Genomic DNA, 22874 nt, shown 5'->3' with positions numbered 1-22874 from the left:
AGAAGAGAAAACATGAAAAAGAAAATGGTAAGTATGATGATGGCAATCGTTCTGCTCGCGATGGCAGGCTGTGGAGCGTCAAAAGACAAGGAGACAGAAGGGGAAGACCAGAAGACAACGATCAAACTAGGAGTGAGAGCGGACGGTATTGATATGGCGGAGTCCATCCGTGACAGCGTAAAAGAGAAAGGATATGATCTGGATATTACAACTTTTGACGATAGTATTCAGCCGAATGTTGCTTTGGAGGAGGGCAGTATCGACGTTAACTGGTATCAGCACAAGCCGTATCTCGACAGCTACAATGCGGAAAATGGAACAGACTTTGTAATGATTGAGCCATATACCCATTACCCGCTGTTTGCGATGTATTCTTCTAAACATGATTCTGTGGAAGAGATTCCGGAGGGAGGACAGATCGGACTGTGTAATGACGCGACGAATCAAACAAGAGGTCTGAAACTTCTGGAAGAGCAGGGACTGATTAAACTGGATGAGAATGTTGAGACCCCGACTGTGTACGATATTGTGGAAAATCCGAAAAATCTGGAATTCATTGAGGCAGAAATGAGCGTACTGCCACAGTCATATGAAGATGTGGATGCGATTGTCGTTGCCGGACAGCATATGTATAATGCGGGACTGGATGCGGATGATTTTATTGCGGAATCTTCCGATGGCCCGGATTACAGCCTTGGTTTTGTCGTGCGAAAAGAAGACCAGGATGCCGAGTGGGTAAAAGATCTGGATGAGGCTGCGCAGTGCGACGCCTTGTCGGAATATTTTGCGGAAGCAGGCGGAGTTCTAATTCCATTATTCTAAGATAAGCAGGAGATAACATGAAACGAATCAAAACAGAGATGACATCGAAAGAGAGACTGACTGCCTACCAAAAAGGGGAGGAAGTAGACCGGATTCCGGTCACGCTGACGGCCAGTGAAACGGGTCCGCTGCTGTATGGGATTCCGATCAGCCGATGCTATTTTTCAGTGGATGATATGGTGGAAGTGGAAACCCGGCTTGCGGAGGATTTTGGAATCGATAATATGGGAATGGGCCTGGGTCTTCGGACTCTGCCGGAGGCACTGGGATGTAAGCTGAAATATTCGCAAAATAATGTTTCCTATATCGAAAAACCGGCCATCGAGTCCTATGGGGAGCTGGAAGGAAGGGCGCTTCCGGATATTACAAAAGACGGAAGACTGCCGATTCTTGTAGAAGCATTTGACCGTCTGGCAGACCGGTTTCATGAAGAAAAGATCATTTCTACCGGAATGGCGGGACCCTTTACGACGGCAGTCAGCCTGGTGGGAACAGAACGGTTTTTACGGGACAGCGTCAGGAAAAAGGACGAGATCAGGAAACTGCTTCGTTATAGTACAGACTGTGTGATATCCTGTGCCAGAGATCTGCATGAGAGGCTCGGCATTTCCATCAGTCTTTCGGAACCGATGGCATCCGGTAATATCATCAGTAAAAAGCAGTTCCAGGATCTTGTACTGCCATATCTTTCTGAAACAGTGGAGGCGATGAACCGTTTTCAAGGTGGAACGGGAATCCATATCTGTGGAAAGACAAAAGACCGGTGGGACGCGATTGTGGAGAGCGGGATTTCATCTTTTAGTATTGATAACTGCGAAAATATGGAAGAGTTAAAAGACGCCTATGGAACCAGGATCGGAATCAGCGGCAATGTTGAGCCTGTGGATGTTTTAAAGAACGGGACGCCGGAGATGATCCGGCAGTCCGTGATCCGGTGCCTGTCCCAGGCGGTGGATAATCCAAAAGGTTTTACGCTTTGTCCGGGCTGTACGACTCCGGTACTGACTCCAAAAGAAAATCTGATTGCACTAATGAACAGTGCATGGATTTATGGAAGACACGCAAGAAAGGGACAGATGCCGGAAGGAATGAAAATTTTAGAAACCGGGGGAAGAAAAGCAGATGAACAGTCGGAATAATTTGCCAGAAAAGTTTGCGGAATTTGCCGGACAGCGTCAGGCCTCCTTTTTGAAAGTGAAAGAGATCAAAGAGAAAGGAATCCCCGTGATCGGCTCCTACTGCACCTATTTTCCGAAAGAGATCGCCATGGCAATGGGAGCGGTGACAGTTGGACTTTGCGGAACGTCAGAAGAGCCGATTCAAGAGGCACAAAAGGATCTCCCGAAGAATCTGTGTCCCCTGATTCAGTCCAGCTATGGATTTGCAAAGACAGATACTTGCCCGTACTTTTATTTTTCTGACCTGGTAGTGGGAGAGACAACCTGCGACGGAAAGAAAAAAATGTTTGAATTTCTGGGACGAATCAAAGATGTCCACGTCATGCATCTTCCAAATGTACAGGATGAAGCGGGGAAAGTGCTCTGGAAGGGAGAAATTCTTCGTCTGAAAGAAAGATTAGAAGAAAAGTTTGGTATCTCCATTTCGGATGAGAGTGTCAGGCTGGCAGTCAGGAAGAATAATCAGATCCGAAAGGCACTAAAGGAATTCTGTGGGCTGATGAAACAGGACCCGGTTCCGATGTCAGGCTATGAGCTGTTCCAGGTGCTGTATGGAAGCTGGTTTAAGCTTTATACAGATGAGATTCTCACAGAAGTACAAAATCTGACAGAACGTATCCGCAAGGAAACGCAGAGCAGGAGAACAACGTCAGGACCAAGGATTTTGATTACGGGCTGCCCGATTGGCGGGGTTGTGGATAAAGTAGTAAAGACTGCCAAGACATGTGGAGCTACGGTGGCTGCTTTTGAAAACTGTAATGGAATGAAAGCCTTTGACCGGCTGGTGGATGAAGAAGCAGAAGATATTTATGAGGCATTGGCAGATTATTATCTTCAGATTGGTTGCTCTGTTATGTCTCCGGATCGAAACCGGATGGCATTATTAAAGGAAATGATCCGGGAATACCGAATCGACGGGGTGATTGAGGTTGTTTTGACAGCCTGTCATACATACATGATTGAGAGTGGCGTAGTCGGTCAGATGGTAAGAGAAGAGTGTCAGGTTCCATATCTTTGTCTGGAAACGGATTATTCTACAGCAGACAAAGGACAGTTAAAGACAAGGATGGAAGCATTTGTGGAAATGCTTTAAAGAGGAAAGGAAGGCGCCTAGATCAAGCGTCTTTCTTTTTTCTTTCTTTAAGAAATTGTTTTTTCCCCATTCTCATGTATAATAGTACTAACAGACAGAGAAGGGAATGAGACAGAAACGAGGTGGAAACTCTATGATTCAGGATTATGAGTGCAGACCGGAAGACAGCGATCACGGGATGTTAGAAGTGATCCGGACATACCAGCTTCCGGTGCCGGAGATTTATGTAAAGATGGAAGAGATCCTGCGGTTTGCAAAGCTGGAAAAAGAACAGAACAGGAAACCGTTTTGTACGATTCCGTTTGATCATACACTGGAAGCCGGGGCGATGGGCGGGAACGTGCGTTATGGAAATGAGACGGCAGGGCCGAGAGCAGAGAAGCCTATTTGTCAGAGTCTTGAGGAGTTAAAAGCGATTTCGGGAATGGATTTTGACAGCGGGAGGATGAAAGAAACCCTCGATGTCTGCCGGGAACTGCGAAAGCAGGGGGAGGAAGTGCTGTTTCAGATGTCCGGTCCTTTGACGATCTGGAATACATTGATTGATGTGAAGCACATTCTCAAAGGAATCCGGAAAACTCCGGATCAGATGGAGGAGATTTTCGGGATGATAGAGACGGAGATGCTCCGCCTGCTTGTGGAAGTCAAAAAGGCGGGAGTACGGCTTGTAAGCTATGCGGATTCCGCCGGGAGTGTGCGGATTCTGGGGCCGAAATCCATGGAATGGATGACAAGAACGTTTACTGCCCCGTTTCTGAAAAAGGCCGCTGACATTCTGGGAGATGATATGGCGATGATTCTCTGTCCGAAGACAGTGTTTGCCCTGATCGGGACAGACCTTGGAAAGCGAGGCGAATGTCCACTTCCGGGAGAGATGACGTACCAGGAAGCCTGTGTCTGTGCGATTGGGAAAGCGCAGTTTCCATCCCAGATGTGCATCAACCGGAGCGGGACAAAGATTACAAATGGAAAGCTGATGACGATAGAGATTAAAGAAAGCCACGCATAAGAAAGAAATAGAAAAAGAGAGCCTGTGTTGGCAGACAGAAAACAGATTTCAGATCTGCCGGAAAGCAGACAAAGGAGGAAAACCATGAGTTTGAAAGAAGAATTATTAAAGAGAATGTCCGACGGTGTTGTCGATATGGAAGAAGACGATGTGGCTGAGGCTGCCCAGGAGTTTATCGACGCCGGGTATCCGGCGCTGGAGGGGATTATGGAAGGGCTCATCGATGGGATGAACCGTACCAGCGTCCTGTTTGAAGAAGAAGAGTATTTCGTCACTGACGTGCTGCTCTGTTCGGATGCCATGTATGCGGGGCTGAGTGTCTTAAAGCCGTATCTCCCGGAAGAGGACCCGGAGAGTAAAAAGAAAGCAGTCATCGGCGTTGTGGAAGGAGACACCCACGATATCGGAAAGAACCTCGTTAAAATTATGATGGAGACAGCCGGATTTGAGATGATCGATTTGGGCAGAGATGTTCCGCTTCAGAAATTTGTAGATACGGCAAAAGAGACCCATGCGGATCTGGTTTGCCTGTCTACATTGATGACCACAACGATGGGTGGCATGAAAACGGTCATTGATCTCCTGGAGGAAGCGGGAATCCGGAAGGATGTCAAAGTCATGGTAGGCGGCGGCCCGGTATCCAGAAACTTTGCGGACAAGATCGGGGCGGACGGCTACTCCCAGAATGCGGTGGAGGCGGTGCGGCTTGCGAAAAATCTGCTTCAGATCGCATAGGAAACGAATGGGGAAGCAAAAAGAAGAGGAGAAAGAAATGTTTACACCAAAAGAACGATTACAGACCGTGCTTTCCGGGAAAAAGGCGGATCGGACGCCATGTATCTGTCCTGGCGGCATGATGAATATGATAACAGAAGAACTGATGCAGACCGTTCAGATTTACCTGCCGCAGGCGCACACGGATGCGGCGATGATGTCGGGACTTGCAAAAGCAGTCTACGAACAGGGATGCTTTGAAAATTACGGGGTTCCGTTTTGCATGACGATCGAGGCAGAAGAGATGGGGGCGAAAGTGGATTTAGGCTCCAGTGCCTATGAGCCTCATGTGACGGAGTACGTTATGGAGACAGTGAGCGACTGGAAGAAGCTGCCGTCGGTTGATCCGGAGCATGGGCGGGCACGTGTCGTGCTGGATGCCATCCGGATTCTGAAAGCGGAGGGAAATGACGTCCCGATTGTTGGAAATTTAACCGGACCGGTAAGTACAGCCAGTTCGGTGATGGAGCCGGTCATCTTTTATAAAGAGCTCCGTAAAAAGAATGAGGACGCCCATGGGTACATGCAGTTCGTGACCGATCAGCTTATCCGTTTTGGAAAGGCGCAGATTGAGGCAGGAGCGGACGTGATCGCTCTTTCCGATCCGAGTGCCACCGGGGAAATCCTGGGACCGAAATTTTTCGAAGAGTTTACCGTTCGTTATGTCAATCAGATTGTGGATGCCATGAAGGAAGCGGGAGCACAGACGATCGTGCATATCTGCGGTCATATGAATCCGGTGTACAAAGAGGTGAATGAGATTCACAGCGACGCACTGAGTTTTGATTCGGTCGTGCCGATGAAAGAAGCGAGAAGTGAGCTCAAAGACCGGACGCTCATGGGAAATGTGAGCACCTACACCCTGGAATTCGGGGAGCCGGACAAGGTAGAAACTCTGACCGAAAACTGTGTGAAAAATGGTTCCGACATCATCGCACCGGCATGCGGTCTGGGGATGCGTTCTCCGCTTGCTAATATCCGGGCAATTTTAGCGGCGGTCAGAAAGGAGGAAACCCATGCCTGAGATTCGCGTAAAGGGAAGCAAAAAAATCATTCTTTGTGAGACCGGAGCCAATCTATTAAAAACCCTCTTAAAGGAGGGCTTTTTTGTGGATAATCCGTGCAATGGAAACGGCACCTGTGGAAAGTGCAAGGTTTACATTCTGTCCGGGGACAAGGCGGGGGTTCGACTTTCCTGTCTGGTAGAGGTGACAGAAGATCTGGAGGTAGAGCTTCTGGGAGAAGAGAAAGAAGGAAACGTGCTGACAACAGGTTTTATGCCGGAATTTGAAAAGGAATTCCGGGAGGGCTATGGGGTGGCAGTGGATATTGGTACTACCACGGTGGCGATGGATCTGGTGCGTCTCTCAGACGGGAAAGTACTTTCTCAAGGTTCCATGCTCAATGCCCAGAAACGGTTCGGGCAAGATGTACTTACCAGAATCACTTACGAGTATGATCATCCAGAGACCGGAGCAGCAGAGCTGCGGAAAGCGATCGTGGATTCGTTAAATATGGAACTGGAAAAGCTTTGTGAAGAGGCGCGGATTTCCCGGGAGGAGATCCGGGAAATCGATGTGGCAGCGAATTGTACGATGATGCATATGCTGATTGGCGTGGACGCACGGTCCATCGGAAGGGCGCCGTATCAGCCTGCCTTTACAGAAGCGAAGACCATGCGTGCCAGAGAGATCGGGCTGACGGCAGGGGAGGAGACGATCGTTTACTGTCTGCCGTCGGTTTCCGCCTATATCGGGGCGGATATTGTGGCAGGAGTCTGTGTGTGCGGTCTGCAAGAGGAACCGGGCCGGGTACTGTTTATCGACATCGGAACCAACGGCGAGATTGTTCTGGTAAGTAACGGACGGATTCTGAGCTGTTCCTGCGCGGCAGGACCGGCTCTGGAAGGAATGAACATCAGTTGTGGGATGCGGGCGGAGGACGGTGCGGTGGAGGACGTGCAAATCACCGAGAAAGGTGTTCTTCTTACGTCCATCGGAGACATGCCTCCGAAGGGTGTCTGTGGGAGCGGGATTCTGGCCGCGGTCAAAGAACTGCTTCGCACAGGTATCGTAAAGAAAACAGGTGTTTTTGTGAAGAAAGAAGCGTTGGGTGAGGAAGATTACCGGCAGCATCTGATCCGGCTCAATGGTACAAAGCGGGAGTTTGTGCTCGACGAGAAGCGGGATCTGTTTATCACCCAGGGAGACGTCCGCCAGGTGCAGCTTGCCAAAGGAGCGATTCTGTCCGGATTTACGGCACTGTTAAAGAAAGCAGGCATCGGGATGGAGGATCTGGACAAGGTACTCATTGCGGGTCAGTTCGGAGCACACCTACCGGCAGAATTCCTGACCGGGGTGGGCATCCTGCCAGAAGAGGTGGAGAACCGCCTGGTGTATGTGGGGAATTCCTCCAAGACCGGGGCGTACATGACCCTCATGTCCGAAAAGATGAAAGCAAAGATGGAAGCGCTGGCGTCAGATATCGAATATATGGAGCTGGCGGAAACGGAGAATTATGAGCGGATCTTTACGGAGAGTATGATCTTTCCGGGGAAAAAGGGAGGCAGTGAAAGATGAGAGCAGAAGCAAACAGACGGGACCGCATGACGCCCCATGAGCGCAGGATTGCCATGGAGCGGGGAGAGGAGACGGATCGGATTCCGGTCATTCCGTTTATTGGAGAGATATCGGGACGGCTTGTGGGAATCTCCAGCCGGGAGTATTGGCATGACGCCGCAAAGATGGTGGAGGCAGAACTGGCGGCATTTACCAGGCTGGGACACGATGAGCTAAGTCTTGGACCGAACACCTGCGGCATTCTGGAGTCCCTTGGCGGTACGGTCGTCTACCCGGAGGAGGGGATGCCGTACTTTGATGGTGCGTATCTTAAAGATTACCGGATGTTAGATGAGATGGAGCCGGCAAGTGCCGCAAACGCAGAACGCCTTTTGTTTTTCCGGGAAGCAATGGAGCGCATGAAAGAGGCGGCGGACGGCATTGTGGACGTGGCTCCAAGTATCGGAGGGCCTTTTACCATTGCCGCCAATCTCCGGGGCGTGGAGCAGTTTCTCCGGGATCTGAGGAAGGAGCCGGAGCAGGTGCAAAGACTGCTGCGTCTCGTGACGGATACGATGAAAAACTGTGTAGATATGGTCGCTCCTTTTGCGGACGGGATTCGCTTGGCAGATCCGGTTGCTTCCCCGGCGCTCATTTCCCCACGGTATTTCCGGGAGCTGGTGTACCCGTATCTTGTAGAGATTATGGAGTATGCCGAGGAAAAAACCGGGAAACGACCGTCTCTTCACATCTGCGGGAATACCAAAAAAGTGTGGGAGTATTTCCGGGAGATGCCGATCCGGGCTATCAGCCTTGACAATATCATGGATCTTGGGGAGGCAAAAGAAGCGCTTGGAGACCGGATGACGATCGTGGGCAATCTTCCTCCGGTGGAGTGTCTGCTGGAGGGAAGCGAGAAGACTCTGCGGGAGGAAATCCGCAGGGAAACAGACCTTGCAAAGGGAAGCCCAAAGGGTTATATCAGTGCGAGTGGGTGTGATGTTCCGTACAATACGGATTTAAAAAAACTGGATATCTGGATGGATGAAGTGCGGACAATGGCAGGACTATAGAGAATGTCTATAGAGGTATAGAAATTAATGATTTGTTGAGGCGGACTGACACAGCTATAATAGATATGCTATCAATTTATTTCAAAAGATGTTTGGAGGAGAGAACATGAAGAAGAAACTGGTAAGTGTGCTGCTCTGTGCTGCTATGGTGACAGGACTTCTGGCAGGATGCGGAAAGTCCGGGGACGATGACAAGAAGAGCGGTGACGGAGAAAAAGAAACAATCACAATGTGGTGCCCGCCGTTGGACGACAATCTGTTGGAAAACTGGGAGCCGCTTCTGGAAGACTTCAAAGAGGAAAACAACTGTGAGATTGATATTCAGGTTCAGCCGTGGGAGAACTATGAGGAGAAATGGAGCTCAGGGGCGGCTTCAGGGGAACTTCCGGATATTGGATATATGTATGCGGAGATGTTCCCGACTTACATTGATTCCGGAGCGGTTGCGGATATGACCGAATATATTACGGACGAGGATAAAGAGGAGTATCTCTACCTGGATCACGGATATATGATGGACGGACAGTATGGATTCCCGATTGTAACAGGCGTCCCGTTTGTTCTTTACTATAATGAAGATATTTTAAACGAGCTGGGAGAACAGCCGCCGCAGACATGGGATGACTTCAAGCGCATCTGTGAAAAAGCGACGAAGGATACAGATGGCGACGGCAAAGTGGATCAGTACGGATATGCGGTTGGCTTTAATAACGGAAGCATGAACATGCTGTATCTTCTGAATGCGTACTTCTACAGCCTCTTATGGCAGTCCGGTACGGATATCTACAATGATGATTATAAGACGGTGAAATTCAATAATGAAGCAGGTCAGGAGGCGGCAGAGTTTTTCCTGAGCCTGAAGGATTATATGCCGGAGAATATGATGTCACTGGCAGCAGAAGATGCTTTCTCCACGATTTTCGGTCAGGGTAAAGCTGCATTTGGCGTGACACGTTCTTCTGCGATTCAGGAGACACTCTTTAAGGAATCTTATCCGAATCTGAACTGGAATTATGTGACATCCTTAAAGAACAAAGATTACGGTACATTCGGCGCAACAGACTGTCTGACTTTATCTTCCCAGGCCAAGAATCCTAAGCTTTGCATGAAGCTTATCAAGTACATCACAGGATCTGAATTTATGACAGAGTATCACAAGATCGCGTCCGGAGCTCCTCTTACAAAGAGCGAACCATATCAAGGAGACGCGAAGATGGAACGCATCGTAACTGAGGACAGAGACAAATATCGTCCACTTCAGGTAGGACCTTGCGGAAGTGATATCCTTCAGAATCTGGCTTCCGAGCTTCAGGGAATGATGGAAGGGAACAAAACTCCGAAGGAAGCACTGGATGACGCGGCAGCCTATGGAGATCAGGCGCTGGATGAATACTGGGCAGACAAAGAGTAGTTTTCTTTCCGGATTGAAAAAGGAGTAAAGATGAAAAAAGGGAGAAAATTTTTATCCTCCATCGCGCCTTACGGGTATGTGATGCCGATCAGTCTGATCCTTTTGACATTCGTGGTCGGATCAGTGGTGATTTCGCTGGTGTTCAGTTTTACAAAGTACAACCTGCTTCTGGACCCGGAGTTTATCCAGTTTGACAATTACAAAAAGATGCTGACGGATCCGAAGATGCATCTTGCCGTGATAAATACGTTGAAAGTGATGGTACTTGTAGTACCGCTCCAGGTAGTATTGTCTGTGCTGTTTGCCATTTTGGTGGCATCCAGAAAACATTCTCTGATCGGCAAGTTTGCCAAGGCAGCGATTTTTATTCCTGTCATTTCCTCGAATGCAGTCGTAGGAACGGTATGGAAGACGATCTTAAACGGCAGAACGCCGGTACTGTCGGACTTCTTTGCCCTTTTTGGCGTGGATACGGCGATGCTTCTTGGAAGCAGTACGACAGCTATCGTGACGGTAGCTATGATTATGGTGTGGAAAGGGTTCGGATACTATATGGTCTTGAATCTGTCTACTTTGATGTCGATTCCGGACAGTTACTATGAGGCGGCAAAAGTGGATGGTGGCGGGCGTTTACAGCGCTTTCGCTACATCACACTGCCGTTGATGAAGCCGGCTATTATTATGGATATCTTTTTAAGCGTTGTCAGTTCTTTGCAGAGCTTTGAACTGATCTACACGATGACAGGCGGAGGTCCGGCAAACTCGACTACGACCATGGTACTTTACGCATACAATCTGACGTTTAAGACGGGAAAAGCCGGGTACGCAATGGCGGTATCCAATATTTTGTTCCTCATTGTTCTGGCGGTTCTGGTGCTGCAAAAGGGCTTTATGAAGAGAGAAGCTTCTGAAATATAGAAAAAGGGAGGACAGGCCATGAAAATAAAGAAAAAGCTGCCGGGGATTCTCGGTGATATCATTCTTTTGATTACTGCGGTGTTTTGCGTACTCCCGTTTATCTATATGTTGTTGATGTCGCTGAAAAGTACGGTGAATGCCTACGATTTCAGCATCAGCCTGTCGGAGATTACGCTGGAGCAGTACGTTAAAATCTTTACGAAGAATCATTTCTTTCGGTATCTGCTGAACAGTATGATTGTCGCGTTTGGAGGAGTGGGGCTGAGCCTTCTGGTTAGCTGCCTTGCGGGATATTCTTTTGCAAAGCTCAAATTCCGGGGGAATGACAAGATCTTTTTCTTCCTGATGATGACGATGGTGGTACCATCTGAAGTCATCATCGTACCACTTTACCTCATCGTCAGGGGATTTGACTGGATCAATACATTCAAGGCGCTGATTCTGCCGCTTCCGACTGCCTTTGGGGTGTTTATCATGCGGCAGGCGATCATCGGGGTGCCAAAAGAGCTGATTGAGTCCGCCAAGATTGACGGTGCGGGAGATATGAAGATTTTGTGGAAGGTGATTCTGCCTCTTGTAAAGTCGGCAATGATGACCCTTGCGATCTTTACCTTTGTAGGGGCATGGAACAATTTCCTCTGGCCTTTGATTGCGACGACGGAGGATGCGATGCGTACTCTGCCCCTTGCCATCAGCACGATGCGGACAGCCTATGACACCGATGTAGGACTTGTCATGGCAGGAGCGGCCGTGACCTTCCTTCCACCGTTTCTCTTCTATCTGATTCTCCAATCCAAGTTTGAAGAGGGAATCACCATCAGCGGAATGAAAGGATAATACGCACAATAAAAAAGATGACCCAAGACGCAGGATTTCACTGGAATCCCGCGTCTTTTGCTGTTACCATAGAAAGTAGCAAAGAGGAAAGGCGGGAATGACGATGCGGCATATTATTTTTCATATTGACGTCAATTCTGCGTATTTAAGCTGGACAGCGATCGAATACTTAAAGCGTGGGGAGGAGGACCTCCGTGGGATCCCCTGTATTATCGGCGGGGACAAGAAATCCAGACATGGAGTTGTACTTGCCAAATCGATACCTGCGAAAGCATACGGGGTCCGCACCGGAGAACCGGTCGTATCGGCGTTCAGAAAATGTCCGATGCTTCGGTTGGAACCGCCGGACCACAAGATGTACGCCAGGTACAGCAAAAGACTGATGGAACTGTTAAAGAGCTATACTCCGGATATCGAGCAGCTCAGTATTGATGAGTGCTTTCTGGATTTTACGGGAATCGCACACCGCTTTTCCACGCCTGTTGACGCTGCCTTTGAGATCAAAAACCGGATTCGGGAGGAATTAGGTTTTACGGTCAACATCGGAATTTCTACGAATAAGCTGTTGGCAAAGATGGCGTCCGACTTTCAGAAGCCGGACCGGGTGCACACCCTCTTTCCAGAGGAGATCAGGGATAAGATGTGGCCGCTTGACATCTCTGAGCTTTACATGGCGGGAAGGGCAAGCGTGGAAGTGCTGAGAAAGCTGGAGATCCGTACCATCGGGGAACTGGCCCGGTCAGATCCGGATTATCTGGAGATTCATCTGAAAAGCCATGGCAGACTTCTCTGGGAGTTTGCCAACGGCCGGGGGGACGATATTGTGAAGGCAGTAGGAGAAGAGGCGAAAGGGATCGGCAATTCCACCACCCTGTCTGAGGATGCGAAGACGGAAGAGGAGGCAAAAAAAGTCCTCTTGATGCTTGCCCAAAGTGTCGGCAGGCGGCTGAGAAAAGCAGGAAAAAAAGCGGGGAGTATTACCGTGGAGATCCGTTACGCTACTTTCCGCAATGTTTCCCACCAGATGCAGGTGACGCCATCTGCCCAGTCAGACACGATTCTCTATCAGAGAGCATGTGAACTCTTTGAAGAACTCTGGGACGGGACGCCGATACGGCTCCTTGGGATTCGCGCTTCCCGGCTGGAAGAGGAGAGCGCGCCCCAGCAGATGAATCTCTTTGATTACCTGGAAGAGGTGCGGGAAACGAAAAATGAGAGGAAACAGGATCAGAAGCACCGGAAGCTTGACCGTGCGCTCGATGAGATCCGCAAAAAGTTTGGGGACGATGCGGTCATGCGTGCGGCATTTCTCAAAAAACAGGAGAAGAAAGAAGAAAAGGATCCACAAGATCAGGGATAGCGTTTGACAGCCGTTTCTGTGAGGGGTATAATAAAACGACGTGAAACAGGAGAAAAGAGGAAGAAATTATGGAATTTGTGTCAAGAGAATTCATACCGGTTCTGCTGGGCGGGGATATCAATACTTACAGTGTTGCGAGAGCTTTTTATGAGCAGTACCAGGTCAGGACATATATCTTCGGGAAATATCCGACCGGACCGAGCTATCAGAGCCGGATGATTGAATATCATGCCAATCCGAAGATTGATACGGACGATTACTTTTTAAAGACCATTCACAGCTTCGCAAGGAAGCATAAGGATAAAAAGATCATACTGATCGGATGTGGAGACAGCTATGTGGCGCTGATCAGCAAGCATAAAGATCAGCTTGACGACAACATCATCGCCCCATATATTGATTTTGATCTGATGAACAGTTTGCAGCAGAAGGAGACATTCTATAAGCTGTGCGAGAAACATGGCGTTGACTATCCTGGAACTTTTGTATTCAAGAATGGAATGTCCATGGATTTTACCATTGATTTTCCGTATCCGGTGATTTTGAAACCGTCTGACAGTATCAAGTACTGGGAGCATCCGTTTGACACCCAGAAGAAAGTCTACACGATCCAATCCAGACAGGAGCTGAATTCTGTGATCCGGGAGATCTACGATGCAGGCTATGACGATGATCTGATTATTCAGGATATGATTCCGGGAAACGATGAGTACATGCGGGTTTTGACCTCCTACTCAGACCGAAATGGGAAAGTAAAGATGATGTGCCTGGGACATGTGCTGCTTGAGGAGCATACGCCGCACGGCCTTGGAAATCATGCGGTCATTATCACGGAACCGAATCAGGAACTGATGAAGAGGGTAAGAAATTTACTGGAAGATCTGCACTATGTGGGATTTTCCAATTTTGATATCAAGTTTGACAGAAGAGATGGAAAGTACAAGTTCTTTGAGATCAATACGAGACAGGGAAGAAGCAATTACTATGTGACCGGTTCCGGTTTTAATGTGGCGAAGTACATTGTGGAGGAATACGTCTATGGAAAAGAGCTGAGCTTTGAGACGGCGAAGGAGGAGCATCTCTGGATGGTTGTCCCGAAAGCGGTGGCTTTTAAGTATGTAAAGGATGCACAGTCCAAGGCAAAGATGAAGAAGCTGATCCGGGAAGGAAAGGTCGTCAACCCGGTCTTTAAGAAAGGGGACTTAGGACTTCCGAGATTGTACCGGATGATGCGGACGCATTTCAGCCACTTCATCAAGTTTCAGAAATATTATCATTGACCGGTGGACATGATAGAATGTAAGGAGGGACTATGAAGAAAAAATTAGGGGTTATCGGCGGCATGGGCCCGGAGGCTACCGCATATTTTTACGAGGAAGTGATCCGGCATACGAAGGCGGATTGTGATCAGGAACATCTGGACATGACGATTTTAAGCCATGCCTCCATGCCGGACCGGACAAAGGCGATTCAAAGCGGGGAGTGCGATCCGCTTTTGCAGGCGATGGAGGGGGATCTGAAAGTTATGGAGGCAGCCGGAGCAGAGCATATCGCCATCCCGTGTAATACATCGCATTATTTTTACGACCAGATTCAGGCAATGACAGAAATTCCGATCATCCACATGCCGCGCGAGACGGTACGATACGCAAAAGAGCATTTTGAGAATGTCAGAAGAATCGGGATTATGGGAACCGACGGCACCGTGTCCGCAGGGATTTACCGCAGAGAATGTGAGTCCCATGGCATTGAGGAGATCATACCGTCCGAACAGCGGCAAAGGGATGTGATGTCTTTGATCTATGATGATGTCAAGGCCGGGAAAAAAGGAAATTATCACAAATTTGAGCGGGTGATGGAGGAGTTCATCAAAAAGGACTGTGATGTGGTGATCCTGGCGTGTACGGAAATTTCCGTTTTTAAACAGGATCATGTGCTTCCGGAGATCTGTCTGGACGCTATGGACGTTCTTGTCCGGGAGTCTATCATACGATCCGGCGCCTGCTATCAATAAAGTAAAGGAGAAGACAGATGTCACAGAGGAAAAGCGATACCTTGAAAACATATGCAGATTTGATGGAGGCAAGTGGCCTGCTCATGGAGGCGGCACTTTACGGACAGGAGGAGACGCATCCGGATGTATTGACCTATGATTCACGTGAAGTGAAAGCCAATACTATGTTTATCTGTAAAGGTGCGGCTTTTAAGGAAACATATTTAGTAAGCGCGATTGAAAAGGGTGCGGTACTCTATATCAGTGAAAGGAAGTACGAGACCGGAAAGGATGTGCCATTTCTTCTTGTGAGTGATATACGAAAGGCGATGGCGATTCTGGCCAATGCTTTTTATGGCTCTCCGTGGAAGGAGCTGACGGTTGTGGGGGTCGGCGGCACGAAAGGGAAATCGACTTCCGCATATTACATGAAAGCCATCGTGGACGATTATATGGAGGAGACGGGAAAGCCGGAAAGCGCAGTTATTTCTTCGATTGATATTTATGACGGGAAGAGCAGAGTGGAGTCTCATATTACCACGCCGGAGGCTATGGAGCTGCAGCGGCATTTCCGCAATGCGGCCGATTGCGGCATCACATTTGCCGAGATGGAGGTTTCCAGTCAGGCACTGAAATATAACCGGGTCGATGGGATGCGCTTTGATGTTGGGATTTTCCTCAATATCTCGGAGGATCATATCAGCCCGATCGAGCATCCGGACTTTGAGGATTATTTTACATCCAAGATGCGGATGTTCGCACAGACCGACCATGCGGTGGTGAATCTGGATGCGGATTTTGCGGACCGGATTCTGGAGGCAGCTCAGGCGGCTGGCGATGTGACGACGATCAGCCAGAAAGATGAAAATGCGGATTACTATGCATACCAAATCCGGAAAGACGGCCATGAGACGAAATTTTCCGTGCGCTCCAAAGAGGGGGAGGAGGACTATTGTCTGACTATGCCGGGATTGTTCAATGTAGAGAACGCACTGGCGGTGATCGCGGCGGCTAAGATCCTGCACATTCCGGATTCCTGTATTCATTCGGGACTTTTAAGAGCCAGATCCAGCGGCCGTATGGAACTCTACGCAAGCAAGGATAAAAAGATCATTGCCATTGTGGACTATGCCCACAATAAACTAAGCTTTGAGAAGCTGTTTTCCTCCATCCGGGAGGAATATCCGGACTATGCCATCAAGGCAGTCTTTGGTTGTCCGGGAAAGAAAGCCTATATCCGCAGAAAGGATCTGGGGACCATTGCCGGACAGTACGCACAGAAGGTGTACCTGGCCGCGGAGGATCCGGGCTATGAGCCGGTAGAGGAGATCTCCGGAGATATTGCACAGTATGTGCAGGCACAGAACTGTCCGTACGTGATGATCGAAGACAGGGGAGAGGCGATCCGTACAGCTATTGAGGAGTCAGAAGACAGGACCGTGATTCTCGTGACAGGCAAGGGGAATGAGACACGTCAGAAGTATGGAAGCGAGTATATCGACTGTCCGTCAGATGTAGAATATGTGAAAAAGTATCTGGAAAGTTATGACCAGATTCACGAAAGCACTTGCCGGAGAAAATAGTTCAGGGTGCCGCGGATGATCAGACAGATCATCTTGCGGCACCCTTTCCTTACGACTATATTATCATGCATCTTTTCGGTCGGAGGTTGTGATGAAATGCACCAGTTCGGATACGAAGTCAGCGGTCCGGTTTCCACGGTCGTATTCCTGGTTAAACTCTACGATATCGTAGGCGGCAATCGGAAGCTTTTTCATCAGAGTACCGAACATCTCGTATACCTCCGCCTCGGTAAAGCCCCCTTTCACCGGAACAGATACTCCAGGCATGATGGCAGGATCCATAGAATCAATGTCAAAGCTTAGGTGAACGTAGTGCAGGTGGGAGAGATACGATACCGTCTCCTCAAGGCAGACAGAAAGGCTCCGTTCACAGATCTCATCGTAAGTATAGTAACGGATCCCCTGCTCTTTTAAGATGGTAAGTTCAGGGGGATCAATATCACGAAGACCAAGATAGACGATGTTCTCCGGGTGGAACTTGGCACCCGGACGGAGAAATCCGGTGAGCTTTTCATCTCCCAGGCCAAGGAGAGCAGACACCGGAACACCGTGGATATTTCCGCTCACGGTAGTGGCGTCCGTGTTGATATCCGCATGGGCATCAATATAGATCAGGCCGGTATCCTCGCCAAAATGATCCTGCATATAGACACTGGTGGCAGAGGCGGAACCCATGACAACACTGTGATCCCCGCCAAGAAACAGTGGGATCTTCCCGGTTTCAAAGACCGAATACATATACTGGGCAATGCTCTGACAGGTAGCGGCCACGGTATTGCGGTTCTTCAATACACAATCCGGATCCTCCTCCATCGGAATCTCAGGCAATTTGACAATTCTTAAATTTTCATAGCGGTTTCGCAAATAATCAAGACTGTATTTTAACCCCGGCGCACCAACCCCAAAGTGCATCGGGCATCCAAAAATATTGAACATAGCAACCTCCAAATGATATCATTTTTGTTCCACCAGTATAACACGGGGAAATGAAAAAGACAAGGAGACGGGGAAGATGACGGTTGGCTAAAAGTAACAATTATGCTATGATTACTTATATTGATAGTAAGAACTGTCAGAAAGTATGCAGGCTTATGAGAGTATCGGAATTATTGGGCGCGCTTTCGTATGAACCGTTTGCTAAGTGTATGCACTTTCCGGAACGTGAGATTCATGGGATCTGTATCGATTCCAGAGAGTGCCGGGAGGGTACGGTGTTTGTTTGTATCAGGGGAAGTCTCTGTAACGGGAGCCGGTATGCCAGGGAGGCGCTAAGGCGTGGAGCGAGGCTTCTTGTGGCCGCAAAAGAGGAGCGGGAGACGATCGGAGAGATTTTGGGAGAATTCCCGGAGTGTGAAGGGATCCTGGTAGATGACGAACGGGAAGCGGCGGCGCTTCTTGCTGCAAGATACGAAGGGGAGCCATCGAAGACGATGACGATGATCGGAGTGACCGGTACGAAAGGCAAGACGACCACCGTGTGCATGATTCGGAAGATCCTGGAGGATTTTGGGATACGTACAGGAATGATCGGCACGGTCGGTCAGTTTGATGGAGTACGAAAAGAACAGGCAGAGCATACGACGCCGGATGCCGTCACGTTGCAGAGGCTTCTTGGACGGATGCGCCAAAATGGCTGTCGAGTCTGTGTGATGGAAGTTTCTTCTCAGGCGCTCAAGCTTAAACGGACCTGTGGGATCTGCTTTGATCTCGGTGTCTTTTTAAACCTTGGAGAGGATCATATTGGAAAGCTCGAACATGCCAGCCGGGAGGAATATCTGGCGTGTAAGAGGAAACTGTTTCTTCAGAGCCGGGAAGGTTTGGGAAACGGGGATGATCCGGCCACAGAGCAGATCTTTTCGGGTACGGGGTGCCCGTATGGGACGTTTGGCATCCGGCAGGGAGAGATCCGGGCGGAACACATTCAGGCCGAGGGATTCGTGCAGGGGCATCCGGGGGTAGAGTTTGACGTCTGCAAAGTCCATGTCGCCATTCCGGCACCGGGACGTTTTACAGTGTATAATGCTCTGGCGGCAATGGCAGTTTGTGCCAGGTGCCACGTACCGTGGGAAACGGCATCAGCCTCACTTGCAGATTTTCAGGTCCGGGGACGGATGCAGTTCCTCCACATTCCGGGAGGAGCGGAGGCAGTGATCGATTATGCTCACAATGCTATGAGTCTGCAGAGTGCTTTGGAAACTCTAAAGGGCTACCATCCGACTCGGTTGATCACAGTGTTTGGATGCGGTGGACAGCGGGCGAGGGAGAGGCGATTTCAGATGGGCGAGGTGTCCGGAAGGCTTTCTGATCTTACGATTCTCACTTCGGATAATCCAAGATGGGAGGATCCTGAGACGATTATAAATGATATCGAAACGGGAGTACGAAAGACGGGCGGGGCGTATCTCCGAATTGTGGACCGCAGGGAAGCGGTTTTTCGGGCAGTGCAGATGGCAGGTCCTGGTGATCTGGTAGTGATCGCAGGCAAAGGTCACGAAACAACCCAGGAAATTCAGGGAAGATTGTATCATATGGATGAACAGGAATTAGTAGAGGAAGCATGTACGCAAAAATTATTATAGATATCACACATGAAAAACTGGACCGGACCTTTGAATACGAGGTACCAAAAGACATGGAGGATGGATTGGCCATCGGAAGCAGCGTGCTGGTACCGTTTGGAAACCAGGACCGGCTGCGTCAGGGGTTTGTTGTCGGCTTTGCCAAAGAATGTAGTTTTGATCCGGAGAAGATCAAGGCCATTCACGGCAAAGCGCCAAAAAGCGTCAGTATTGAGGAGAATCTGGTTTCCCTTGCCGTCTGGATGAAAGAGCACTATGGCGGGACGATGATTCAGGCATTAAAGACGGTCTGGCCAGTGAAGAAGGAGGAGCGGCCCAAGGAGAAGCGGATGATTCACAGGACGGTTTCTGTGGAGGAGGGAAGAAAGTGGCTGTCTTTCTTCCAAAGGAAGAACCAGAAAGCAAGGGCAAGGCTTCTGGAAGTGCTTTTGAAGAGCGAGGATGTAGATTATGGATGGATTACGAGAAAGCTTGGCGTAACAGCTCAGGTCGTACGTGCCCTGGAAGAAAAGAAGATCCTTACAGTGGAGCGGGAAACGGTATTTCGTAATCCGGTGCGGGCATCCGGCGCCGGACGGGCGCGGATAACTTATACGGAGGAGCAGCAGGAAGCCATACGGATCTTCCAGGAGGACTATGAAAGAGCCCGGTTTGATACCTATCTGCTCTACGGTGTGACCGGAAGCGGCAAGACGGAAGTCTATATGGAAATGATCCGTACCGTGGTATCTGCCGGCAGACAGGCGATTGTCCTTATACCGGAGATTGCCCTGACTTACCAGACCGTGATGCGATTTGTGCAAGTATTTGGTAACCGCGTGTCGATTATGAATTCCAGACTCTCGGCCGGGGAACGCTATGACCAGATGATGCGGGCGAGATCCGGGGAAATCGATGTGATGATCGGTCCCAGATCGGCGCTGTTTACACCATTTGAGCATTTGGGGCTGATTGTTATGGATGAGGAGCACGAGGCGACTTACAAAAGTGAGCAGGTTCCGCGGTATCATGCCAGAGAGACCGCCATCGAGCGGGCAAGGATCGAGGGGGCAAGTGTTGTGCTTGGATCCGCGACCCCGTCTTTGGAGGCTTTTGCAGGGTGCAAAAAGGGCACATACCGACTGCTGCGCCTGACAAAAAGGGCAAAAGAGCAGCAGATGGCACAAGTATCGGTCGTAGATATGCGAGACGAGCTGAAAAATGGAAATCGTTCTATTATAAGTGATGCCTTGCGGGGAAAGATTTACGACCGTCTGGAAAAGAAAGAACAGATTATGCTCTTTTTGAACCGGAGAGGATTTGCGGGGTTCCTGTCTTGCAGGTCCTGTGGATATGTAGTAAAATGTCCTCATTGCGACGTATCATTATCCTGGCACAAGGGCGGCAGGATGGTATGTCATTACTGCGGTTACGAGGAAAAGGTGATTTCGGTCTGCCCGTCCTGCGGTTCCCCCCATATCGGGGCATTTAAGGCCGGAACACAGCAGGTGGAAGAGCTGATCAAAAAAGAATTTCCGCAGGCAGGGGTACTTCGGATGGATCTGGATACGACAAGGGAGAAGGAGAGCTACGAAAAGATTCTTTCTGCTTTTGCGGATCAGGAGGCAGATATCCTGGTCGGGACTCAGATGATCGTCAAGGGCCATGATTTTCCGAATGTCACCCTGGTAGGGGTGCTGGCGGCGGATTTGTCTTTGTATATGAGTGATTTCCGGGCGGCGGAGCGGACATTTGCCCTGCTTTGTCAGGCAGCGGGGCGTGCCGGACGTGGGAGTGTTCCCGGGGAGGCAGTCATCCAGAGCTATCATCCGGAGCATTACAGTATTCAGACAGCCGCAAGACAGGACTACGAGGCCTTCTTTGAGCAGGAGATGAAGTTCCGCTCCCTGATGGGATATCCGCCCTCAGCACATTTAATGGCAATTTTGATGATAAGCGAGGATGAGGCGCTCCTGGAAAAAGGAGCCTACTATCTGAAGATTTTTGCTAAAGCGGTCGGTTCCGATCCAAAGCTTGAGATTATCGGACCGGCAAGCCCTGCGGTCGCAAAGATCCGGGATTTGTACCGGAAAGCGCTTTATCTGAAGCATGAAGATTACCAGGTGCTGATCGCGGTCAAGAATAAAATAGAGCAATATATTGAAATCAATGAAGGATTTTCCAGGATCCGGATTCAGTTTGATTTTGATCCGGTCCAGGCATTTTAATAGTAAAGAGAGGGAATAATCATGGCAATCAGAAAAATACGTGAAGTAGGAGATGAAGTACTGGAAAAGCAGTGCAAAAAGGTGGATAAAATGACAATTCGGACCAAGATCCTGATTCAAGATATGCTGGATACGATGTACGACGCGATGGGTGTAGGCCTTGCGGCGCCACAGGTAGGTATCTTAAAGCAGATCGTTACTATCGATGTGGGAGAAGGACCGATCGTTCTGATTAACCCGGAAATCATCGAGTCAGACGGGACCCAGACCGGAGAAGAGGGATGCTTAAGCCTTCCGGGGAAATACGGGATTGTGACAAGACCAAGCCACGTAAAAGTCCGTGCACTTAATGAGGAAATGGAAGAGGTCATCTGGGAGGGGGAAGGTCTACTTGCCAGAGCATTCTGCCACGAGATTGATCATCTTTCCGGACAGATGTATATGAGACTTGCGGAAGATGGAATCCATGATAATGTGGAAGAAGAGTAGAAAGGATTGTGACAGAGTATGAAAGTCATTTTTATGGGAACACCGGATTTTTCTGTGGGGACGCTGGAAGCGCTGATTGAGGCTGGGCATGAGGTTGTCCTTGCGGTAACACAGCCGGACAAGCCCAAGGGCAGAGGAAAGGAAATGCAGTTTCCACCGGTAAAGGAAGCGGCTCTGCGCTATGGCGTTGAGGTCTACCAGCCAAAGCGGATCCGCAAAGACGAGTGTGTGGAAAAGCTGAGATCCTATCAGGCGGACATTATGGTTGTCGTTGCCTTTGGGCAGATTCTGCCAAAAGAGATTCTGGAGATGACGCCTTATGGATGTGTCAATGTCCATGCTTCACTGCTCCCCAAATACCGGGGCGCGGCGCCGATTCAGTGGGCTGTGATTGACGGAGAAAGGGAAAGCGGCGTGACGACCATGCAGATGGACGAAGGGCTCGATACCGGGGATATTCTCTTAAAGACAGTGATTGAACTAGATAAAAAGGAGACCGGAGGAAGCCTCCACGACAAGCTGGCCGATGCAGGGGCCAAGCTCTGTGTCGAGACATTACGGAGAATGGAAGAGGGAAGTATCCGGCCGGAAAAGCAGAGCGAAAGCCCGACCGTATATGCGAAAATGCTTGACAAGGCACTGGGGCGGATTGACTGGAACCGGGACGCGGTTTCGATTGAACGTCTGATTCGTGGTTTAAATCCATGGCCAAGTGCATATACTACTTGGGACAAAAAGACAATGAAAATCTGGGACGCGGATGTGGCAGGAGATGTGCCGGGAAGCGAAGAGGCAAAGCCCGGTACCATCACCTCCGTGTCAAAGCAGGAGTTTACAGTGAAAACAGGAGAAGGGAGTCTCACAATCCGTGAGCTTCAGATTCCGGGGAAAAAGCGGATGGACGCCGGAGCGTTTCTGCGGGGGTATTCGCTGAAAGAAGGATTGATTCTGGGGGAGAACTGATTTTGAAAGGTGAAGGGAGCGGTAGAA

The 22874-nt window shown here is 49.5% G+C and carries 20 protein-coding genes; 19 read left to right on the top strand and 1 reads right to left on the bottom strand.

Going from position 1 to position 22874, the window contains the following annotated elements; genetic code table 11:
* The first annotated feature begins 12 nt into the window (after positions 1–12).
* The 15 genes from AOA56_RS13460 to AOA56_RS13390 all read left to right on the top strand — a co-directional run bounded on the left by AOA56_RS13460 (position 13) and on the right by AOA56_RS13390 (position 16609).
* On the top strand, positions 13–822 hold the full coding sequence (locus tag AOA56_RS13460; RefSeq protein ID WP_053769882.1) for a MetQ/NlpA family ABC transporter substrate-binding protein: 810 nt from the start codon (positions 13–15) through the stop codon (positions 820–822).
* Between the two features lie 17 nt (positions 823–839).
* Positions 840–1961 carry a uroporphyrinogen decarboxylase family protein gene (locus tag AOA56_RS13455; RefSeq protein ID WP_053769881.1) on the top strand — a complete coding sequence of 374 codons (1122 nt, stop codon included), beginning with the start codon at positions 840–842 and terminating at the stop codon, positions 1959–1961.
* On the top strand, positions 1945–3093 hold the full coding sequence (locus AOA56_RS13450; protein WP_053769880.1) for a double-cubane-cluster-containing anaerobic reductase: 1149 nt from the start codon (positions 1945–1947) through the stop codon (positions 3091–3093). The genes AOA56_RS13455 and AOA56_RS13450 overlap by 17 nt, the downstream gene beginning before the upstream one ends.
* Before the next feature lie 106 nt (positions 3094–3199).
* Positions 3200–4102 (top strand): uroporphyrinogen decarboxylase family protein, encoded by a 903-nt coding sequence (locus tag AOA56_RS13445; protein ID WP_034594797.1) that lies wholly within the window; start codon positions 3200–3202, stop codon positions 4100–4102.
* Positions 4103–4186: 84 nt separating this feature from the next.
* Complete coding sequence (locus tag AOA56_RS13440) at positions 4187–4837, top strand: corrinoid protein (protein ID WP_024733232.1); 651 nt, start codon at positions 4187–4189, stop codon at positions 4835–4837.
* Positions 4838–4874: 37 nt separating this feature from the next.
* Positions 4875–5900 carry a methylcobamide:CoM methyltransferase MtbA gene (locus tag AOA56_RS13435; protein ID WP_024733231.1) on the top strand — a complete coding sequence of 342 codons (1026 nt, stop codon included), beginning with the start codon at positions 4875–4877 and terminating at the stop codon, positions 5898–5900.
* The gene (locus tag AOA56_RS13430) at positions 5893–7455 is read left to right on the top strand and encodes an ASKHA domain-containing protein (protein WP_053769879.1); all 1563 of its coding nucleotides are present in this window, start codon (positions 5893–5895) and stop codon (positions 7453–7455) included. Before AOA56_RS13435 ends, AOA56_RS13430 begins: the two co-directional genes overlap by 8 nt.
* Positions 7452–8507, top strand: coding sequence for a uroporphyrinogen decarboxylase family protein (locus AOA56_RS13425; protein WP_053769878.1), 1056 nt, complete (start codon positions 7452–7454; stop codon positions 8505–8507). Before AOA56_RS13430 ends, AOA56_RS13425 begins: the two co-directional genes overlap by 4 nt.
* 106 nt (positions 8508–8613) lie before the next feature.
* Positions 8614–9918 (top strand): ABC transporter substrate-binding protein, encoded by a 1305-nt coding sequence (locus AOA56_RS13420; RefSeq protein WP_024733228.1) that lies wholly within the window; start codon positions 8614–8616, stop codon positions 9916–9918.
* A gap of 30 nt (positions 9919–9948) precedes the next feature.
* Complete coding sequence (locus AOA56_RS13415; protein WP_053769877.1) at positions 9949–10836, top strand: carbohydrate ABC transporter permease; 888 nt, start codon at positions 9949–9951, stop codon at positions 10834–10836.
* Positions 10837–10854: 18 nt separating this feature from the next.
* Positions 10855–11673, top strand: coding sequence for a carbohydrate ABC transporter permease (locus AOA56_RS13410; protein WP_024733226.1), 819 nt, complete (start codon positions 10855–10857; stop codon positions 11671–11673).
* Positions 11674–11776: 103 nt separating this feature from the next.
* Entirely contained in the window at positions 11777–13033 is a 1257-nt protein-coding gene (locus AOA56_RS13405) for a DNA polymerase Y family protein (RefSeq protein ID WP_053769907.1), read from the top strand.
* 68 nt (positions 13034–13101) lie between these two features.
* On the top strand, positions 13102–14313 hold the full coding sequence (locus AOA56_RS13400; RefSeq protein ID WP_048622181.1) for a carboxylate--amine ligase: 1212 nt from the start codon (positions 13102–13104) through the stop codon (positions 14311–14313).
* 32 nt (positions 14314–14345) lie between these two features.
* Positions 14346–15047 carry a cysteate racemase gene (cuyB, locus tag AOA56_RS13395; protein ID WP_024733224.1) on the top strand — a complete coding sequence of 234 codons (702 nt, stop codon included), beginning with the start codon at positions 14346–14348 and terminating at the stop codon, positions 15045–15047.
* A gap of 17 nt (positions 15048–15064) precedes the next feature.
* Positions 15065–16609 (top strand): Mur ligase family protein, encoded by a 1545-nt coding sequence (locus tag AOA56_RS13390; RefSeq protein ID WP_053769876.1) that lies wholly within the window; start codon positions 15065–15067, stop codon positions 16607–16609.
* A gap of 63 nt (positions 16610–16672) precedes the next feature.
* On the opposite strand, the gene AOA56_RS13385 is transcribed toward AOA56_RS13390, so the two are convergent.
* Positions 16673–17545, bottom strand: coding sequence for an arginase (locus AOA56_RS13385; protein ID WP_024733222.1), 873 nt, complete (start codon positions 17543–17545; stop codon positions 16673–16675).
* An 83-nt stretch (positions 17546–17628) separates the two neighbouring features.
* Between AOA56_RS13385 and AOA56_RS13380 the strand changes: the two genes are divergently transcribed.
* Genes AOA56_RS13380 through fmt form a run of 4 tightly spaced genes read left to right on the top strand, consistent with a single transcriptional unit; the run spans position 17629 to position 22847 of the window.
* Positions 17629–19188: a UDP-N-acetylmuramoyl-L-alanyl-D-glutamate--2,6-diaminopimelate ligase gene (locus AOA56_RS13380; protein ID WP_117533950.1), complete on the top strand. Its 1560-nt coding sequence runs from the start codon at positions 17629–17631 to the stop codon at positions 19186–19188.
* A complete protein-coding gene (gene priA / locus AOA56_RS13375; protein WP_053769874.1) occupies positions 19167–21395 on the top strand; it encodes a replication restart helicase PriA in 2229 nt (742 codons plus the stop codon). The genes AOA56_RS13380 and priA overlap by 22 nt, the downstream gene beginning before the upstream one ends.
* A gap of 21 nt (positions 21396–21416) precedes the next feature.
* Positions 21417–21884, top strand: a complete 468-nt coding sequence (gene def, locus AOA56_RS13370; RefSeq protein WP_024733219.1) for a peptide deformylase — start codon at positions 21417–21419, stop codon at positions 21882–21884.
* Positions 21885–21902: 18 nt separating this feature from the next.
* On the top strand, positions 21903–22847 hold the full coding sequence (gene fmt / locus AOA56_RS13365) for a methionyl-tRNA formyltransferase (protein WP_053769873.1): 945 nt from the start codon (positions 21903–21905) through the stop codon (positions 22845–22847).
* Positions 22848–22874 lie beyond the last annotated feature (27 nt).

The sequence above is a fragment of the Sellimonas intestinalis genome (genome assembly GCF_001280875.1).
GTDB lineage: Bacteria > Bacillota > Clostridia > Lachnospirales > Lachnospiraceae > Sellimonas > Sellimonas intestinalis.
This window is presented reverse-complemented; position numbering and strand designations above follow the sequence as displayed.

Coding starts and splice junctions, on each gene's coding strand:
- AOA56_RS13400 (WP_048622181.1), top strand. CDS start 13,102: ATGGAATTTGTGTCAAGAGAATTCATACCGGTTCTGCTGGGCGGGGAT.
- cuyB (WP_024733224.1), top strand. CDS start 14,346: ATGAAGAAAAAATTAGGGGTTATCGGCGGCATGGGCCCGGAGGCTACC.
- AOA56_RS13405 (WP_053769907.1), top strand. CDS start 11,777: ATGCGGCATATTATTTTTCATATTGACGTCAATTCTGCGTATTTAAGC.
- AOA56_RS13455 (WP_053769881.1), top strand. CDS start 840: ATGAAACGAATCAAAACAGAGATGACATCGAAAGAGAGACTGACTGCC.
- def (WP_024733219.1), top strand. CDS start 21,417: ATGGCAATCAGAAAAATACGTGAAGTAGGAGATGAAGTACTGGAAAAG.
- AOA56_RS13450 (WP_053769880.1), top strand. CDS start 1,945: ATGAACAGTCGGAATAATTTGCCAGAAAAGTTTGCGGAATTTGCCGGA.
- AOA56_RS13410 (WP_024733226.1), top strand. CDS start 10,855: ATGAAAATAAAGAAAAAGCTGCCGGGGATTCTCGGTGATATCATTCTT.
- AOA56_RS13385 (WP_024733222.1), bottom strand. CDS start 17,545: ATGTTCAATATTTTTGGATGCCCGATGCACTTTGGGGTTGGTGCGCCG.
- fmt (WP_053769873.1), top strand. CDS start 21,903: ATGAAAGTCATTTTTATGGGAACACCGGATTTTTCTGTGGGGACGCTG.
- AOA56_RS13420 (WP_024733228.1), top strand. CDS start 8,614: ATGAAGAAGAAACTGGTAAGTGTGCTGCTCTGTGCTGCTATGGTGACA.
- AOA56_RS13430 (WP_053769879.1), top strand. CDS start 5,893: ATGCCTGAGATTCGCGTAAAGGGAAGCAAAAAAATCATTCTTTGTGAG.
- AOA56_RS13425 (WP_053769878.1), top strand. CDS start 7,452: ATGAGAGCAGAAGCAAACAGACGGGACCGCATGACGCCCCATGAGCGC.
- AOA56_RS13435 (WP_024733231.1), top strand. CDS start 4,875: ATGTTTACACCAAAAGAACGATTACAGACCGTGCTTTCCGGGAAAAAG.
- AOA56_RS13460 (WP_053769882.1), top strand. CDS start 13: ATGAAAAAGAAAATGGTAAGTATGATGATGGCAATCGTTCTGCTCGCG.
- AOA56_RS13390 (WP_053769876.1), top strand. CDS start 15,065: ATGTCACAGAGGAAAAGCGATACCTTGAAAACATATGCAGATTTGATG.
- AOA56_RS13440 (WP_024733232.1), top strand. CDS start 4,187: ATGAGTTTGAAAGAAGAATTATTAAAGAGAATGTCCGACGGTGTTGTC.
- priA (WP_053769874.1), top strand. CDS start 19,167: ATGTACGCAAAAATTATTATAGATATCACACATGAAAAACTGGACCGG.
- AOA56_RS13415 (WP_053769877.1), top strand. CDS start 9,949: ATGAAAAAAGGGAGAAAATTTTTATCCTCCATCGCGCCTTACGGGTAT.
- AOA56_RS13445 (WP_034594797.1), top strand. CDS start 3,200: ATGAGACAGAAACGAGGTGGAAACTCTATGATTCAGGATTATGAGTGC.